This is a genomic window from Methylobacterium sp. GXS13 (assembly GCF_001455965.1).
Classification (GTDB): Bacteria; Pseudomonadota; Alphaproteobacteria; order Rhizobiales; family Beijerinckiaceae; genus Methylobacterium.
Genome location: NZ_LKKO01000023.1, coordinates 18,243 through 33,440, shown reverse-complemented (window position 1 = coordinate 33,440; position 15,198 = coordinate 18,243). Strand labels below are relative to the sequence as shown.

The following is a 15,198-nucleotide window of genomic DNA, read 5'->3' as shown; positions in this document are numbered from 1 at the left end:
AGCGGCCGATGCTTCCCCTGCCAGAGCGGATGCAGCCGCGGCGGGGAAGACCTCCCGGTCGCGCCGACCCGGGCAGCCTTGCCGATACCGGTCTGCCCGGGCAGCCCCCAAGGGAGCCGCCCCGCATGGCCCAGCAGATTCCGGTCGATCCGAAGGCCCGCGCCGACGATCCGGCACGCGATGCCGAGCGGGACGATTCCACCCATGAGATCACCGGAGACGTCGCCTATCAGCGGCTCGTCCTCGTCAACGTCGTGTTCGTCGGCGCCCCCGGGGCCGGCGACCGCGGCTGGGTTCTGGTCGATGCCGGCGTGATGGGCGCCAAGGGCGCGATCAAGGCCGCGGCCGAAAAACGGTTCGGCGCCGGCGCGCGGCCCACCGCGATCGTGCTGACCCACGGCCATTTCGATCATGTCGGCGTGCTGGAGGATCTGGCCGAGGAATGGGACGTCCCGGTTTTCGCGCACGCGCTGGAGCGGCCTTATCTCGATGGCAGTGCGTCTTATCCGGCACCCGATCCGAGCGTCGGCGGCGGCCTGCTGGGCCGCCTGTCGCCCCTTTTCCCGACGAAACCCGTCGACGTATCCCGCCGCCTGCAGGATCTGCCGGGGGACGGAGCCATCCCACCGATGGGAGGCTGGCGCTGGATCCACACGCCCGGCCACGCGCCGGGCCACGTCTCGCTCTGGCGCGAGGCAGACCGCACCCTGATCGTGGGCGACGCCTTCGTCACCACGGCGCAGGAATCGGCCTACGCAGTGGCTTTGCAGGAGCCGGAGCTCCACGGGCCGCCGATGTATCTGACGATCGACTGGGGCGCGGCGCACCATTCGGTCCGAGCGCTCGCAGCCCTGGAACCCGAGCGCGTCATCACAGGCCATGGCCGCCCGCTTCAGGGTCAAGAGATGCGCCGCGCGATCCACGTCTTGGCCGAGGATTTCGAACGCGTCGCGGTTCCCGAGCACGGACGTTACGTGGCGACGCCTCTGCGGGCCGCCGACGGTTCGGCCTACGCGCCACCGCACTGAACGCCGCGCGCATACGGCGATGGGCTTCACCGAAGCCCTATCTCACCGTCCGGATATAGAGAGATGGTCGCCCGCGCCGCCGGGGTCACGCTAGGCAAGGTCGATATGGTCGGAGTGGCCGGACTTGAACCGACGACCCCCTGTCCCCCAGACAGGTGCGCTACCGGGCTGCGCTACACTCCGACGCCACGTGGGCCCGGCGCTCTTAGCCGTCGCGCCCTCTCCGCGCAAGCCCTTCACGGTGGATCGGCGGCGCTAGCCCTCTCCAGTCCGGCCGGGTACGGGGATCGTCTCCCGCTCTATTTCGCGCGCCGAGACGCCTGCGCCACGCCAACGAGGACCATGACGGACCGACCGATCGCCTTCGATCTCACCCGCCTCGTCACGCGGCTGCGCCATGCGAGCCCGTCGGGAATCGACCGGGTCGATCTCGCCTATGCGCGCCATTTCCTGGGCCAGCCCGGGCCGGGTGTCGGCGTGGTTTCGACGGCCTACGGGCCGCGGGTCCTGGACCGCGCGCTGGCTCTGGGCATCGTGGAGGCGGTGGCGGCGGGCTGGGTCGAGGATCGGGACGCGCTTTCGGATCCGGTCTATCGTGGCCTCTCGGCGCGGCTCGGCGGCCCGGTGGCGGCCGCCCCATCGGCTCCGGGCCCGCGGACAGGCGGACCACAACGCCGCCGGATCCAGGCCCGGACGGCGATCGATATCGCCCTGCGGGGGCGCCCCCTCACCGCCCTGCCCCGGGACGCCCTCTACCTGCACACCTCGCACCTGCGCCTCGATAAGCCCGGCCGGTTCGACTGGCTTTACGATCGGCGGGATGTGCGCGCAGCGTTCTTCGTCCACGACCTCATCCCGATCACGCATCCCGAATACGGGCGCGACGGCGAGGCCGACCGCCACCGTGTCCGGATGCGCACCATCGGCCGGCACGCCGCCGCGATCCTGGTCAACTCCGCCGATACCGGCGCCCGCACCCTCGATCATCTGGCGACCGAAGGGTTCGGCGGGGATCCGGTGGCGGTGGGCCATCTCGGCGTCGAGCCGGCCTTCGGGCGCACCGGGCCGCGATTCCGGCCGGACCGACCGACCTTCCTGGTCTGCGGCACGATCGAATCGCGCAAGAATCACCTGCTGCTGTTCCAGCTCTGGCGCCGCCTGGCCGAGCGCCATGGGACCGTGACGCCGCGCCTGGTGGTGGTCGGGCGCCGGGGCTGGGAGGCGGAGAGCGCCATCGACATGCTCGAGCGCTGCCCCGGCGTCCGCGCCCATGCCGTCGAGGTCACCGGCCTTTCGACGCACGGTCTGGCTGCGCTGACCCGCAGCTGCACCGCGCTGCTGATGCCCTCGTTCACCGAGGGCTACGGTATCCCGATCGTTGAGGCGGCGGCCTCCGGCCTGCCGGTGGTGGCCTCGGACATTCCCGTCCACCGGGAGATCGCCGGCGGCTTCGCCCTGTTCCGCGATCCCCTCGACGGCCCGGGCTGGCTGGACGCGATCGAGGCGCTCGCCCGCCCGGACGCTCCGCTCAGGGCTGAACTCGCCGGCCGCCTCGACGGCTACGCGCCGCCGAACTGGGATGGCCATTTCGCGGCAATCGCACCGACGCTGGCGGCGATCTGAACGGACCCGACGTCGGCACCGCGAGTTGCGCCGCCCCGGCCTGACGAATAAGGGAAAGCGTCAGCCTTAAAGGCCGACCCCGGTTGGACGTTACGGAGATCCTGTCGATGCAGGTGGTCGATCTCGATCGCGAGACGGTCAAGCGCGGGTTGAGTGACAGCACAATGCTGATCATCGACGTGCGCGAGGACCATGAATACGAGGCCGGGCACATCCCCGGCGCCGTCTCGCATCCGCTCTCCACGTTCGACCCGCAGGCCGTGGCGGCCCTGATCGCCGCCGATGGCCGTAGGCCGGTCCTGTCGTGCGGGTCGGGCGTCCGGTCGGTCCACGCGTTGATGGCCGCACAGAACGCCGGACTCGACATCTCGGAGCACTACAAGGGTGGCTTCAAGGATTGGTACGCGGCCGGCGAAGCAATCGAGTAGCCGTTTAAAACAATCCGCCCTGTTCGGGGCGCGATGTGCGCTCTCGCACAAGAAGCAGGAGGGCGCGCGGGTTAGGGCGCGTCTACCAAGGACGCTATCGTCAAGCTCGGTTCGACCGACGGGTCGGCCAACGGACAGCAGGACCCGATGCGCAGCCGGCTTTCCAGCCTCTTCCCCGTGCTCTCCGGTCTTGCTGCCGGCGTTCTGCTCGCGGGTCCCCTGGCACCGATCGCTCACGCCCAGGCACCCGGCGGCCCGCCGCCGAAGGTCACCGTGGCCAAGCCGGTGGTTCGCGAGATCGTCGAGCAGGACCAGTATACCGGCCGCTTCGATGCGATCGAGTATGTCGAAGTCCGCGCCCGGGTTACCGGATACCTGGAGAAGATCAACTTTACCGACGGCCAGACGGTGAAGAAGGGCGATCTGCTGTTCGTGATCGACCGGCGCCCCTACAAGGCGGCCTTGGAGCAGGCCCAGGCCGCCCTCGCTTCCGCCAAGGCCCGCCAGTCCTTCTCGCAGACCGACTTGGAGCGCGCCCAGACCCTGTCCCGGAGCGGCAACATCTCCGAGCAGGTGACCGACCAGCGCCGGCAGGCCTCGCTGACCGCCCAGGCCGACGTCGACAGTGCCCAGGCGGCGCTGAACAACGCACAGCTCAATTACGATTTCAGCGAGGTGAAGGCACCGGTCAACGGCCGGATCAGCCGGCGGCTCGTCACCGAGGGCAACATCGTCAGCGCCGACCAGACGATGCTGACCACGATCGTGTCCCTCGACCCGATCTGGTTCAGCTTCACCGTCGATGAGAAGTCCTTCCTCAAGTATCAGAACAGCCTCGGCATCGGCATGGGCCAAACCCAGCAGGGCAAGGGCGTGCCGATCATGATATCCCTCTCCGGCGAGGCGAAGCCGACCCGCAAGGGCACCCTCGACTTCGTCGACAACCGCGTCGACAACGCCACCGGCACGATCCTGCTGCGCGCCACCGTCCCGAACGCCGACCAGTACATCAAGCCCGGCCTGTTCGGCATCGTTTCGATGCCCGCCACCAAGCCGTTCCAGGGCGTGATGATTCCCGACGAGGCGGTGGCCGCCAACCAGGACAAGCGCATCGTCTACGTGCTCGGGCCCGACAACGTGATCCAGCAGAAGGACGTGGTGCTGGGTCCGAAGGTCGACGGCTACCGGGTGATCCGCAGCGGCCTCAAGGGCGACGAGACCCTGGTGGTCAACGGCATCGCCCGCGTCCGCCCGGGGGCCAAGGTGACCCCGGAGACGGTCGAGCTGCCCCCGAGCAAGACGTGAGCCCGATCGGCTCGACACGATTGCATGCGCGCGCGCCGCGCCGCGTGCGCCGCACCGACGACGCAGGGCCCCGACCGGGTGACCGGCGGGCCTCAGAGGTTTGACCGATGCGTTTCGCCCATTTCTTCGTCGATAGGCCGATCTTCGCGTCGGTCACGTCGATCGTCTTCCTGATCCTCGGCTTCGTCGCCTACGAGAGCCTTCCGGTCTCGCAATACCCCGAGATCGTGCCGCCGACCGTGACGGTGCGTGCCTCCTATCCGGGCGCCAACGCCGAGACCGTCGCCGCCACGATCGCGACGCCGATCGAGCAGGAGGTCAACGGCGTCGACAACATGCTGTACATGACGTCGTTGTCGACCAACGACGGCAACATGCTGCTGACCGTGACCTTCAAGGTCGGCACCAACCTCGATATCGCCAACGTGCTGGTGCAGAACCGGCTTTCGGTGGCCCAGCCGCGCCTGCCGCCGGACGTGCGCAACCTCGGCGTTACCGTGCGCAAGGCCTCGCCCGACCTGATGCTGGTTGTGCACCTGCTCTCGCCGAACAAGACCTACGACCAGAATTACCTCGCCAACTACATCTACCTGAACATCCGCGACGAGCTGCTGCGCCTCGACGGCGTCGGCGACATCACGGTGTTTGGCGGCAACGAGTATGCCGAGCGGATCTGGGTCGATCCGAACAAGCTCGCCGCCTACGGCCTCTCGGTCACCGACGTCACCACGGCCCTGCAGGAGCAGAACGTCCAGGTGGCTGCCGGCCAGCTCAACGGTCCGCCCGCGGCCAAGGGCGAGGCGTTCCAGCTCGTCGTCCAGTCGCAGGCCCGCTTCAAGACGCCGGAACAGTTCGCCGAGGTGATCATCAAGGCCCAGGACGGACGCCTTGTCCGGGTCAAGGACATCGCCCGCGTCGAGATGGGCCAGAAGGACTACACGACCAACTCCTACCTGAACGACACGCCCGCGGTGGGCATCGGCGCCTTCCAGCGGCCGGGCACCAACGCCCTCGAGGCGGCGACCTCGGTCAAGCAGGTGATGGAGACGGTCAAGAAGAACTTCCCGCCGGATGTCGAGTACCGCATCGCCTACAACCCGACCGAGTTCATCGAGGAGTCGATCCAGGAGGTCTACAAGACCCTGTTCGAGGCGGTCGGCCTCGTGGTCATCGTGGTGCTGGTGTTCCTGCAGAGCTGGCGGACGGCCCTGATCCCGGTGATCGCGATCCCGGTGTCGCTGATCGGCACCTTCGCGGCGATGGCGGCCTTCGGCTTCTCGCTCAACAACCTGACCCTGTTCGGGCTGGTGCTCGCCATCGGCATCGTGGTCGACGACGCCATCGTGGTGGTGGAGAACGTCGAGCGCAACATGGCCGAGGGACTCTCGGCCGGCGATGCCGCGCACAAGACCATGGACGAGGTCGGCGGCGCGGTCATCGCCATCGCTCTGGTGCTTGCCGCGGTGTTCGTGCCGACCGCGTTCATCCCGGGCATCTCGGGCCAGTTCTACAAGCAGTTCGCGCTCACGATCGCGGCCTCGACCCTGATCTCCGCGTTCAACTCGCTCACCCTGTCCCCGGCTTTGTGCAAGCTGCTGCTCGTGCCGCACCATGCGCGCAAGGAGCCGAAGTTCTTCCTGACCCGGTTCGTGAACTGGCTCGCCAACGGCTTCAACCGCGCCTTCGACGCCACGTCGAACGCCTACGGCCGCACGATCCGAGTCCTGACCGGCGGGTTCGTCGGGTTGGCGGCGATGCTGCTGGTCTATGCCGCGGTGATCGCCGGCACCCTGCACCTAGCCCAGACGACGCCAACGGGGTTCATTCCGGACCAGGACCAGGGCTATCTGATCGGTGTCGTTCAGCTGCCTTCCGGCTCCTCGCTCGATCGCACCACCGACGTGATCCTGCGGGCCGCCAAGCAGGCCAGGACGGTGCCGGGTGTCGCCAACGCTGTGATCATCGCGGGCTTCGACGGAGCGACCTTCACCAACACCACCAATGCCGGCGTGATGTTCCTCACCCTTACGGGGGCGAAGGAACGCGCCGGTCAGGGGCGCAGCGCCGGGGTGATCACCGGCGAGGTGCTCAAGGCGACCTCCGACATCCAGGAAGCCCGCGTCATCGTGATCCCGCCCCCGCCGGTGCGCGGTCTCGGCAACGGCGGCGGCTTCAAGATGCAGATCGAGAGCCGCCAATCCTCGGAGATCGGTCCGCTGATGGCCGCCGCCGGCGAAGTGATCGGCCAGGCGAACCAGAGCGCGGATGTGCAGCGCGTGTTCACGACCTTCGACAACGCGACGCCGCAGCTCTTCCTCGACATCGACCGCACCATCGCGCGGATGCTGAACGTACCGCTCGCCAACGTGTTCTCGTCGGTCCAGGCGGATCTCGGCGGCACCTACGTGAACGACTTCAACACCCTGGGCCGCATCTACCAGGTGCGCCTGCAGGGCGATGCCGCCTTCCGCTCCTCGATCCAGGACATCTCGCAGATCAAGGTGCGCTCCTCCACGGGCGCACTGGTGCCGATGGGCACGCTCGCTTCGGTGCGCGACGTGACCGGCCCACAGATCGTTCAGCGGTTCAACCTCTACTACTCGGTCCCCATCCAGGGCGTGGCCAAGCCCGGCGTCTCGACGGGACAGGCCCTGACCGCCATGGAGGAGATCGCCAAAAAGGTGCTGCCCGACGGCTACGCCTACGATTGGACCGAGATCGCCTTCCAGCAAAAGGCCGCGAGCGGCACCGCCGGCGCCGTCTTCGCCCTGGGCGTGTTGCTGGTCTTCCTGGTGCTGGCCGCGCAGTACGAATCCTGGGCGCTGCCGCTGGCGATCCTGCTGGTGGTGCCCACCGGCGTGCTCGCGGCGCTCGCCGGCGTGCAGTTCCGGGGACAGGACAACAACATCCTGACCCAGATCGGCTTGATCGTGCTGATCGGCTTGGCTGCCAAGAACGCGATCCTGATCGTCGAGTTCGCGCACGATATCGAGCAGCGCGAGCACCGGGGCCCGGTCGATGCGGCGGTGGAAGCCTGCCGGTTGCGCCTGCGCCCGATCCTGATGACCGCCTTCGCCTTCATCCTCGGCACCCTGCCGCTGGTGATCGCCACCGGCCCCGGTGCCGAGATGCGCCAGGCGCTGGGCACCGCGGTGTTCTTCGGGATGATCGGCGCGACCTTCTTCGGCCTGTTCCTCACGCCGGTCTTCTACGTGGTGATCCGCCACTTCTCGCTCTGGCTCGGCCGCCTGCGCGGAAAGTCATCGCATGGCGACCATGGCGGGGCGGCCCCGGCCCACGGCTGAGGCGGGACGCCGTTCTGCCGGCGACCGAAAGATCGTGCCCTCTCGAAGCCGCGCCCGACCCTGACCGGTCCGGCGCGGCTTTGTTTTACGAAGGCCTGCCGTCTTCGGTGTAGAAGCCTGCCATGCACGTCCTCGGCCGCCTGCTCCTCGGAGCCTTCGCCCTCCTGCTCGCCGTCCCGGCCGGCGCCGCGATCCTCGTGCTCGCGCTCCTCGTCGACCCGACGGCCAATGCCTGGCTCACCGGCGGGGCGCTCGCGGGCGTGGACATGGCCCTGTCCGATCTCTCGGCCGGGCTCCCGCCGGAAGGGCTGGCCCTCCTGATCGCCGGCCTCGCGCAGGCCCTGTTCGTCCTGCTGTTCGTGCCGCCAGCCCTGGTCGGGTTCGCCGGGGAGATCTTCGCGCGCCGCGGCTTCCTCTGGTACGGCGCCGGGGGCGGCCTGCTGACTGCCGCCCTGCCCTGGCTGGCGCGCGGTGCCGTCCGTTCTGAGGCGACGGGCACCGCTCCGGGCCTTTTCGCCGCCGAGGCGCGCCTGACGCTGATCCTGTTCGTGGTCGGCGCCAGCGCCAGCCTGATCTACTGGATGGTCGCGGGACGCAGTGCCGGGTTCGCGCGGCCCATACGGCATACCGGGGGCGCATGAACGTTTGGTCCGGTGTCGGACCGTCCGCGCTTGGCCGCGGGCGCCTCTGCGCGCTAGAGGAAGACCGCCACGAAGCGGATTCCGATGCTCGCCCTGCGCTCCCTCGCTTTCAACGTCTGCTTCTACGCCATGACCACGCTGCTGGCGCTCGGCGGCTTGCCCACGCTGGTCTCCCGCCGCGCGGTGCTGCAGCTGGCCCGGCTCTGGGGACGCCTGACCCTGTGGCTGCTGCGCAGGGTCGCCGGCATGCAGGTCGAGTTCCGCGGCCTGGAGAACATCCCGAAGGGGCCGCTGCTGGTGGCGGCCAAGCACCAATCGGCTCTGGAGACCCTGGCGCTCTGTACGGTTTTTCCGGAATTCGCCTACATCCTGAAACGTGAGTTGCTGCTCATCCCGCTGATCGGGTGGTACCTATCCCGCAGCGGCATGGTGGCGATCGACCGGTCCAAGGGTGCCCGGGCGATGAGCCTGATGAACGCGGCGGCGGCCGACGCCATCCGGGAGGGCCGCCAGCTCATCATCTTCCCCGAAGGCACCCGCCGTGCAGTGGGCGCGCCGCCCGCCTATAAGCAGGGTCTGTCACACCTCTACACCGCCTTGAAGGTGCCGTGCCTGCCGGTGGCGCTGAATACGGGACAGTTCTGGGCGCGCAACAGCCTCATGCGCCGGCCGGGTACGGCCGTGATCCACTTCCTGGAGCCGATCCCCCCGGGCATGGGCCGCCAGGAATTCCAGGCGCTGGCCCAGGAACGTCTGGAGGTGGCGTCCAACGCCCTGCTGGCCGAAAACCCGAAGGCGGTTGCCGCCGAGGCGGGTGGGGCGTCGGCCAAGGAGGCTCCGGCCGGGGCGGCTCAGCGCCGCTGATGCATTGCCGGGCGTCGGAGCGTTTTTGCCAGCGCCAGCATGACGATGGGCCGGTTCGCAGCTTGTGGATAACTCCCGCGATCACCACATCCTTCCTCAGGAACATTGCGCTTGACGCCTGTGGATATCGCGCGGTAGGTTGGAACAAATGGCGAACAGAAGAGCCCTGTCCTGGTCGGCCGCGCTTCGCGACCTGAAGGACGATCGCACGCGGAGACAGGATGTGCGTGAAGAACGCCTCAAGACCACCGCTGGCCTGCGCGGCACGCCGGCCCTCCCGCTCTCGGCTTGGCGCGGGCGCTCGGGACGGCGCTACGTGGTCGGGGTCCATCCGGCCGGCGCCTTCGATCTCGAGGAGATGGCGGAGGCCGTGGTGATCGCCGTGCGCCGTGACGACACCGGCATCGCTGAGATGGTTTCGGTGGCGACCTCGAACGAGAGCCCGCGCGACCATCTCCGGCGGACCTGGCTCGACCGCGTGCGAACCCGCGGCGCCACCGAGCTGCACGTGCATCGCCTGGCCGACGATGCGGCAGAACGGGTGGCGATCGTCAACGACCTGCAGCTCGATACGATCGAGCCGGCCCAGGCCTGACCGGGAAATCGCGTCTGGAGGGGCGGATCCGTCCGCCCCACCGTCGACCGACTCCGGCACCGCCCCAGTTTCGCCCGGTGCATGGCCTCAAGGCGAGGGCTGTAACGCCCAAGCCGGGGCTGATGACGGGGAGCGGAGTGCATGGATCAGGATCGGACGCAGCCGGGCCGTGATGGGCAGGCCTCGCTGGCGCAGACGGTGCGGCGGTTCCGGCTCGGGCTGTTCCTTCCCTATATCCTGCTCGCCTTGCTCGTGGTCGCTTGGTCGATCGCCTGGTTCTGGATCCGGGGCCGCGCCGGCACCGAGATCGATGGCTGGATCGCTCGCGAGGCAGCTGCGGGCCGCAACTGGGCCTGTGCCGACCGGTCGCTCACCGGCTATCCGTTCCGGATCGAGCTGCGCTGCAGCGCCGTCACCCTCGAACGGTCCGACGGCCGCTTCCGCCTCGGCCCCTCCACCGCGGTGGCGCAGATCTACCAGCCGCGCCTGGTATTGTTCGAGAGCGCCGGCCCGTTCCATGTCGAGCAGGGCGCGCTGACCGGTGATGCGTCCTGGGGCAAGCTCCAGGGCAGCGTCCACGGGGCGTCGGACGGTTTCACCCGCGCCTCGCTGGTGGTGGACGGCCCGAACGTCACCGTGACCGGCGCCGATCCGGGTCCGATCGCGGTCGCGGGCCAGCATCTGGAGCTGCATGCGCGGCCGACCCCGGGCCGGTACGAATCGGAGGGCGCAATCGATGTGAGCCTGCAGCTGGCTCAGGCCGCCGTGCCGCAGCTCGACGCGCTCACCGGCAATCCTGCCCCCGCCGACCTGTCCCTCGACGCGACGCTCACCCAGGCTACCGTCCTGCGGACCGGGCCGGTACCGCGGGAGCTCGAGCGCTGGCGCCAGGCGGGCGGAACGCTCGATCTCACGGCGCTGTCGCTGGCCAAGGGCGCACAGCGCGTCCAGGCCAAGGGCACGCTCGCTCTGGACGATGCTCATCGCCCGGTCGGGCAGCTCGATCTGCGGGCGGCCGGGGTGGATGCTCTGATCGGCAGCGTCGTGGGTCAGCGCTTCGGATCGGAGAAGGGGGCGCTCATCGGCCAGCTGGTCGGCGGCCTGCTGGGGTTGGGCCGGCAGCCTGGGCCGGACGCGCCGGCGGACACGGCGCCGCTCAAGCCCTTGCCGCCGCTGAAGTTCGTCAACGGGCGGATCGTGTTCAGCGGCTTCCCGATCCCGAACCTCTACCTGCCGGTCCTGTACTAGATCGGCTACAAGGGTCCCATGTCAGCCCCGACCCTTTCGGCCCGCGTCAAGATCTGCGGGCTCAGCACGCCGGAAACCGTCGACGCGGCGCTGACGGCTGGCGCCGACTGGATCGGGCTCGTTCACTTTCTTCGAAGTCCCCGCCACGTAACCTTCGAACAGGCTTCGAAGCTGGCAGCGCGGGCTCGCGGACGAGCCGAACGCGTCGTCCTTCTCGTCGATCCGGACGATGCCCTTGTGCGCGCGGCGGTCGAGGCTGTGGATCCGGACCTGATCCAGCTGCACGGACGCGAGTGCCCGGAGCGGGTGGCGGCGATCCGTGCGCTCGCCGGACGGCCGGTGATGAAGGCGATCGGCGTCGCGACCCGGGCCGATCTCGAATCGATCCCGGCCTACGACGCGGTGGCTGACCGAATCCTGCTCGATGCCAAGCCGCCGGCCGGCGGCGGGCTCCCCGGGGGGAATGGCCATCGATTCGATTGGGCGATCCTGGCCGATGCCGTCCTGCCCGCCGGGACCATGCTGTCGGGCGGATTGGACGCCGGCAACGTCGGTGGGGCCTTGATCCGCACCGGGCTCGGCGCCGTGGACGTGTCGTCGGGGGTCGAATCGGCGCCCGGCCTCAAGGATCCGGAGAAGATCGCGGCCTTCGTGGCGGCCGTGCAGGCCGCACGCTGACTGCGTCTGCTCAGCGCGGCGCCGGCAAGGCGGTGCGGCCGGTATTGGGCACCGTGTAGGCGGTGCCCTGCGTCTCGCTCTCCGGGGCGTAGGCGCGCAGACGATTGGCCTCACGCTCGTAGCGGGTCGCCTCCCGGCGATGGTAGCGGACATTCGCCCGGGTCTTGCCCTGGCCCAGCCAGGTGAAGACGCCGCCGACCACGATGCCGAGCGCCACCGCGCCGAACAGGATCGCGTAGAGCGGCAGGTTCACGCTGAACACCGGCGCATCCGCGTTGAACGGGTCGAAGGACAGCGGGACCGGTGCCCGGTTGGCGACCGCCAGCAGGATCACCAGGGCGGCGATCGGCAGCAGCACGAGGCTTTTCAGGAAACGGATCATCGCACTCACAGACCTCTTCCTACTCGGCCGCCGACGCGCTCTCGCCGATGCCCGCGGCATTGAGGCGCTGGCGCATCTCCTTCCCGGTCTTGAACACGGGAATCGCCTTCTCGGACACGGCAACGGCCGCGCCTGTGCGTGGGTTGCGTCCCTTCCGCGCTTCTCGGCGCTTCACCGAGAAGGCGCCGAAACCGCGCAGCTCCACCCGGTCGCCCCGGGCCAGCGCATCCGAGATGGTGTCGAGGATCGCGTTGACCAGGATTTCGACGTCGCGCTGGTAGAGATGCGGGTTCTGCTCGGCGATCTTGAGGACGAGCTCCGACTTGATCATGGCGTCTGGTCTTCTCGGGGGATCGGGGCGGGCGACTGGAGCTGCCGTCTCCGGCGGGGCGCTCAGGGCTCCGGGCGCCAGAGAACGAGCAGGCCGCCATTCGCGGTCTCGGCCTGGGTGCCGACGGTCCGCAACCGCCCGGCGAGCCCATCGAAGCCCAGCAGGTCCGCGCCGACGCCGGCGGCCGACCAGAGCGAGAAATCGCCCTCCTTGCTGGGCTTCCAGTCCTTGATCGGCAGGTCCTTGGCGACGCCCCGGTTCGCCTCCAGCCACGCCACGGCCTGGCGCTCGCCGCCCAGCTCGTCCACCAGCTTCAGGGGCACGCTCTGGCGGCCGCTGAACACCCGCCCATCGGAGACGACGGCGAGCTGGCCGGGATCCATGCCTCGACGCTCGGCGACCAGGCCCTTGAACCACGCATAGGTGTCTCCGACCACGGCCGCGAGGGCGGCGCGCGCCTCCGGGGTGGTGGGCGTGAAGCCCGAGGGCTCGGCCTTGAGCGGCGAGGATTTCACCGGCTCGACCTTCACGCCGACCTTGTCGAGGAGGCCCGAGAGGTCGGGGTACTGGAACAGCACGCCGATCGAGCCAACCAGGCTGGTCTCGCGGGCGACGATGTGGTCGGCCGCGATGGCGGTGATGTAGGCGCCCGAGGCCGCGGTGCCGTCCACGAAGGCCACGATCGGCTTCTTGGCGGCCAGCGCCCGCAGGTTGCGGAAGATCTCTTCGGAACCGGTGGTGGTGCCGCCCGGCGAGTTGATCGAGATGACCACGCCCTTCACGGCGTCGGAGTCGCCGACCCGCTTCATCAGCTTGGCGGTCGATTCGCTGCCGGCGATGAAGCCCGAGACGGAGATGCGGGCGATCTGCGGGCCGACCGCGAAGGCGCCGTCGGCGCCGGCCCGGACCCGGTAGCCCAGCGCGCCCACCGCCACGATCAGGCCGCCGATCCCGAGCACCCGCCACAGGGACAGCCTGCGGCGCAGGCGCCGGCGGTCGATCAGCAGTTCGGCGTCGGCTGCCATGCGGTCGCTTCCCTTCGCCTCCCCGGATCGCCCCCGTGACGGGGTGCGGGGGCGAGGCCCCGCGCCGGGCAAGTCCTTGGTTTCCTTTACCTCGCGCGGCCGGAGCCGCCCGAGGCCGGTGTTCTAGAGCATTTTCCGCGAGCCTGGATATGGGCCGCGCGAAGAAAATGCGGCCCCCCCGGGCAAACCCTCAAGCCGGACCGTGTTCGGCCGCGTCGTGCCAGGACGATCCGGCCGGTTCGGAGGGACGGACCTCTCCGGCGGCGGTGGTCCTGAGCGATCCCGCGCCGGTCGCCGGCCGCCGCGTCGGGATCGCTCATGAAGCGCCGCGCGCGAACAGGGCGACGACGCTGAGGGGCGTGCCAACGCCGAAGAACCGCGCGAGATTCGCCGCGGCGGCGGTGGCGACCGCGGTGCTGCGGGGAAACAGGTCTCGCTCGTAGGTGGTGAGCGCGGCGTCGCGATCCTCGGGCGTCGCGACCAGGGCCCGGGCGAGTTCCGCCCCGTCGGTCAGGGCGAGGTTCGCCCCCGCGCCCGAGAACGGCGACATGAGGTGCGCGGCATCGCCGAGAAGCGTGACGCCGGGGACGGGCTCCCAGCGATGGTCGGCCGGCAGCGCGTGGATGAGCCGCAGGATCGGGGCCGTGTCGCTGTGCCCGACGAGGGCAGTGAGATGCGGCGCCCAGCCCGCGAATTGCTCCGCGATGCGGGCGAGGGTCCCGCCCGCATCCCGGACGTCGAGAGCGGCGAGCCAGTCTGCCGGCTTCCGCAGGGCTGCGTAGACGTGCAGCGTCCCATCGGCATATCGGTGCGCGAGGATACCTCGGCCCGGGGCGAGGGCCATCAGCGTGCCGGTGCCGATCGCCTCCGCGCTGTCCCGATGTCGCGCGGCCCCGTCGTGCAGGCGCGTCTCGACGAACGCGATGCCGGTATAGGCGGGATGCGCCCGCGTGAGCCGCGGGCGGACCTTGGACCAGGCGCCGTCCGCACCCACCAGCAGGTCGCACGTGACGGTCGCGCCGTCGGCGAAGGCGATCGCGTGGCGTCCGGCAGCGCGGGCGGTGACGGACACCACCGTGCGGCCCCAACGGATCGTTCCGGGCGGCAGCGAGGCGATCAGCATCGCTCGAAGGTCGCCGCGACCGATCTCCGGGCGGCGGCCCAGGGGATTGCCGGGGCTGTCGAACAGGATGGCGCCATCCGCACCGACGATGCGCTTCGCGTCCTCTCCGGGGCGGACGCGGGCGAGGAAGCCCTCGAACAGCCCGGCGGCCTTCAGCGCGGCCTGACCGGTGCCCTCATGAAGGTCGAGCAGACCACCCTGGGCCCGCGCCTCCGCGGACGGTTCGGCTTCGTAGATCGTGGCTGCGATGCCGTGGAGATGGAGGATACGGGCCAGCACGAGACCGCCGAGGCCCGCGCCGATGATGGCAATCGCCTGTCGCATGGGTGCGCTCCTGCGACCGCAGGTTCACAGCGCCCCGGGCGTTGCTGGCTGCGGCGCCCGACAGGGTCGGGCTGCTGTTCCGGAGACGCTGGCCGAGCAGCGTGACTTCCGCGATCGGCCTGTGTGCGACGGCCCGAAACCGGGCCGCGGTTTTTCGCGACAATCGTCAGCGTACCGCGCGGTCCCGGGTCGGACAACCGGCTCCGGTCCGCGCAAGGTCAACCCCTCTGCCCGCATCCGCCCCGTGGTGCGCCCCGCTTCGACAAGGCACAAAAGAAAACCCGCGCGGGACAGGTGT

General features: G+C 69.6%; 14 protein-coding genes and 1 tRNA gene. 10 read left to right on the top strand and 5 right to left on the bottom strand.

Features of this window, described 5'->3' with window-relative positions; translation table 11 throughout:
- The first annotated feature begins 125 nt into the window (after positions 1-125).
- The gene (locus AO398_RS07730) at positions 126-1,028 is read left to right on the top strand and encodes an MBL fold metallo-hydrolase (RefSeq protein ID WP_058191481.1); all 903 of its coding nucleotides are present in this window, start codon (positions 126-128) and stop codon (positions 1,026-1,028) included.
- A 106-nt stretch (positions 1,029-1,134) separates the two neighbouring features.
- On the opposite strand, the gene AO398_RS07725 is transcribed toward AO398_RS07730, so the two are convergent.
- Positions 1,135-1,211 (bottom strand) — tRNA-Pro (locus tag AO398_RS07725).
- A 159-nt stretch (positions 1,212-1,370) separates the two neighbouring features.
- On the opposite strand from AO398_RS07725, the gene AO398_RS07720 reads away from it, so the two are divergent.
- The 9 genes from AO398_RS07720 (at position 1,371) to AO398_RS07680 (ending at position 11,715) form a co-directional block, all read left to right on the top strand.
- Entirely contained in the window at positions 1,371-2,651 is a 1,281-nt protein-coding gene (locus tag AO398_RS07720) for a glycosyltransferase family 1 protein (protein WP_058191480.1), read from the top strand.
- Between the two features lie 107 nt (positions 2,652-2,758).
- Positions 2,759-3,079, top strand: a complete 321-nt coding sequence (locus AO398_RS07715) for a rhodanese-like domain-containing protein (RefSeq protein ID WP_058191516.1) — start codon at positions 2,759-2,761, stop codon at positions 3,077-3,079.
- A 147-nt stretch (positions 3,080-3,226) separates the two neighbouring features.
- On the top strand, positions 3,227-4,384 hold the full coding sequence (locus AO398_RS07710) for an efflux RND transporter periplasmic adaptor subunit (RefSeq protein WP_058191479.1): 1,158 nt from the start codon (positions 3,227-3,229) through the stop codon (positions 4,382-4,384).
- Between the two features lie 107 nt (positions 4,385-4,491).
- Positions 4,492-7,689, top strand: a complete 3,198-nt coding sequence (locus AO398_RS07705) for a multidrug efflux RND transporter permease subunit (protein ID WP_058191478.1) — start codon at positions 4,492-4,494, stop codon at positions 7,687-7,689.
- A 122-nt stretch (positions 7,690-7,811) separates the two neighbouring features.
- The gene (locus AO398_RS07700; protein WP_058191477.1) at positions 7,812-8,330 is read left to right on the top strand and encodes a hypothetical protein; all 519 of its coding nucleotides are present in this window, start codon (positions 7,812-7,814) and stop codon (positions 8,328-8,330) included.
- 84 nt (positions 8,331-8,414) lie between these two features.
- Complete coding sequence (locus tag AO398_RS07695) at positions 8,415-9,194, top strand: lysophospholipid acyltransferase family protein (protein WP_058191476.1); 780 nt, start codon at positions 8,415-8,417, stop codon at positions 9,192-9,194.
- 148 nt (positions 9,195-9,342) lie between these two features.
- Positions 9,343-9,789 carry a hypothetical protein gene (locus tag AO398_RS07690; protein WP_058191475.1) on the top strand — a complete coding sequence of 149 codons (447 nt, stop codon included), beginning with the start codon at positions 9,343-9,345 and terminating at the stop codon, positions 9,787-9,789.
- 141 nt (positions 9,790-9,930) lie between these two features.
- Complete coding sequence (locus AO398_RS07685; protein ID WP_058191474.1) at positions 9,931-11,037, top strand: DUF2125 domain-containing protein; 1,107 nt, start codon at positions 9,931-9,933, stop codon at positions 11,035-11,037.
- Positions 11,038-11,055: 18 nt separating this feature from the next.
- Entirely contained in the window at positions 11,056-11,715 is a 660-nt protein-coding gene (locus AO398_RS07680; RefSeq protein ID WP_058191473.1) for a phosphoribosylanthranilate isomerase, read from the top strand.
- A 10-nt stretch (positions 11,716-11,725) separates the two neighbouring features.
- On the opposite strand, the gene AO398_RS07675 is transcribed toward AO398_RS07680, so the two are convergent.
- The 4 genes from AO398_RS07675 to AO398_RS07660 all read right to left on the bottom strand — a co-directional run bounded on the left by AO398_RS07675 (position 11,726) and on the right by AO398_RS07660 (position 14,900).
- Complete coding sequence (locus AO398_RS07675) at positions 11,726-12,097, bottom strand: LapA family protein (protein ID WP_058191472.1); 372 nt, start codon at positions 12,095-12,097, stop codon at positions 11,726-11,728.
- 19 nt (positions 12,098-12,116) lie between these two features.
- Positions 12,117-12,428: an integration host factor subunit beta gene (locus tag AO398_RS07670; RefSeq protein WP_007559930.1), complete on the bottom strand. Its 312-nt coding sequence runs from the start codon at positions 12,426-12,428 to the stop codon at positions 12,117-12,119.
- 62 nt (positions 12,429-12,490) lie between these two features.
- Positions 12,491-13,453 (bottom strand): signal peptide peptidase SppA, encoded by a 963-nt coding sequence (gene sppA, locus AO398_RS07665; RefSeq protein WP_058191471.1) that lies wholly within the window; start codon positions 13,451-13,453, stop codon positions 12,491-12,493.
- Positions 13,454-13,769: 316 nt separating this feature from the next.
- Positions 13,770-14,900, bottom strand: coding sequence for an NAD(P)/FAD-dependent oxidoreductase (locus AO398_RS07660; protein ID WP_058191470.1), 1,131 nt, complete (start codon positions 14,898-14,900; stop codon positions 13,770-13,772).
- Between the last annotated feature and the right edge of the window lie 298 nt (positions 14,901-15,198).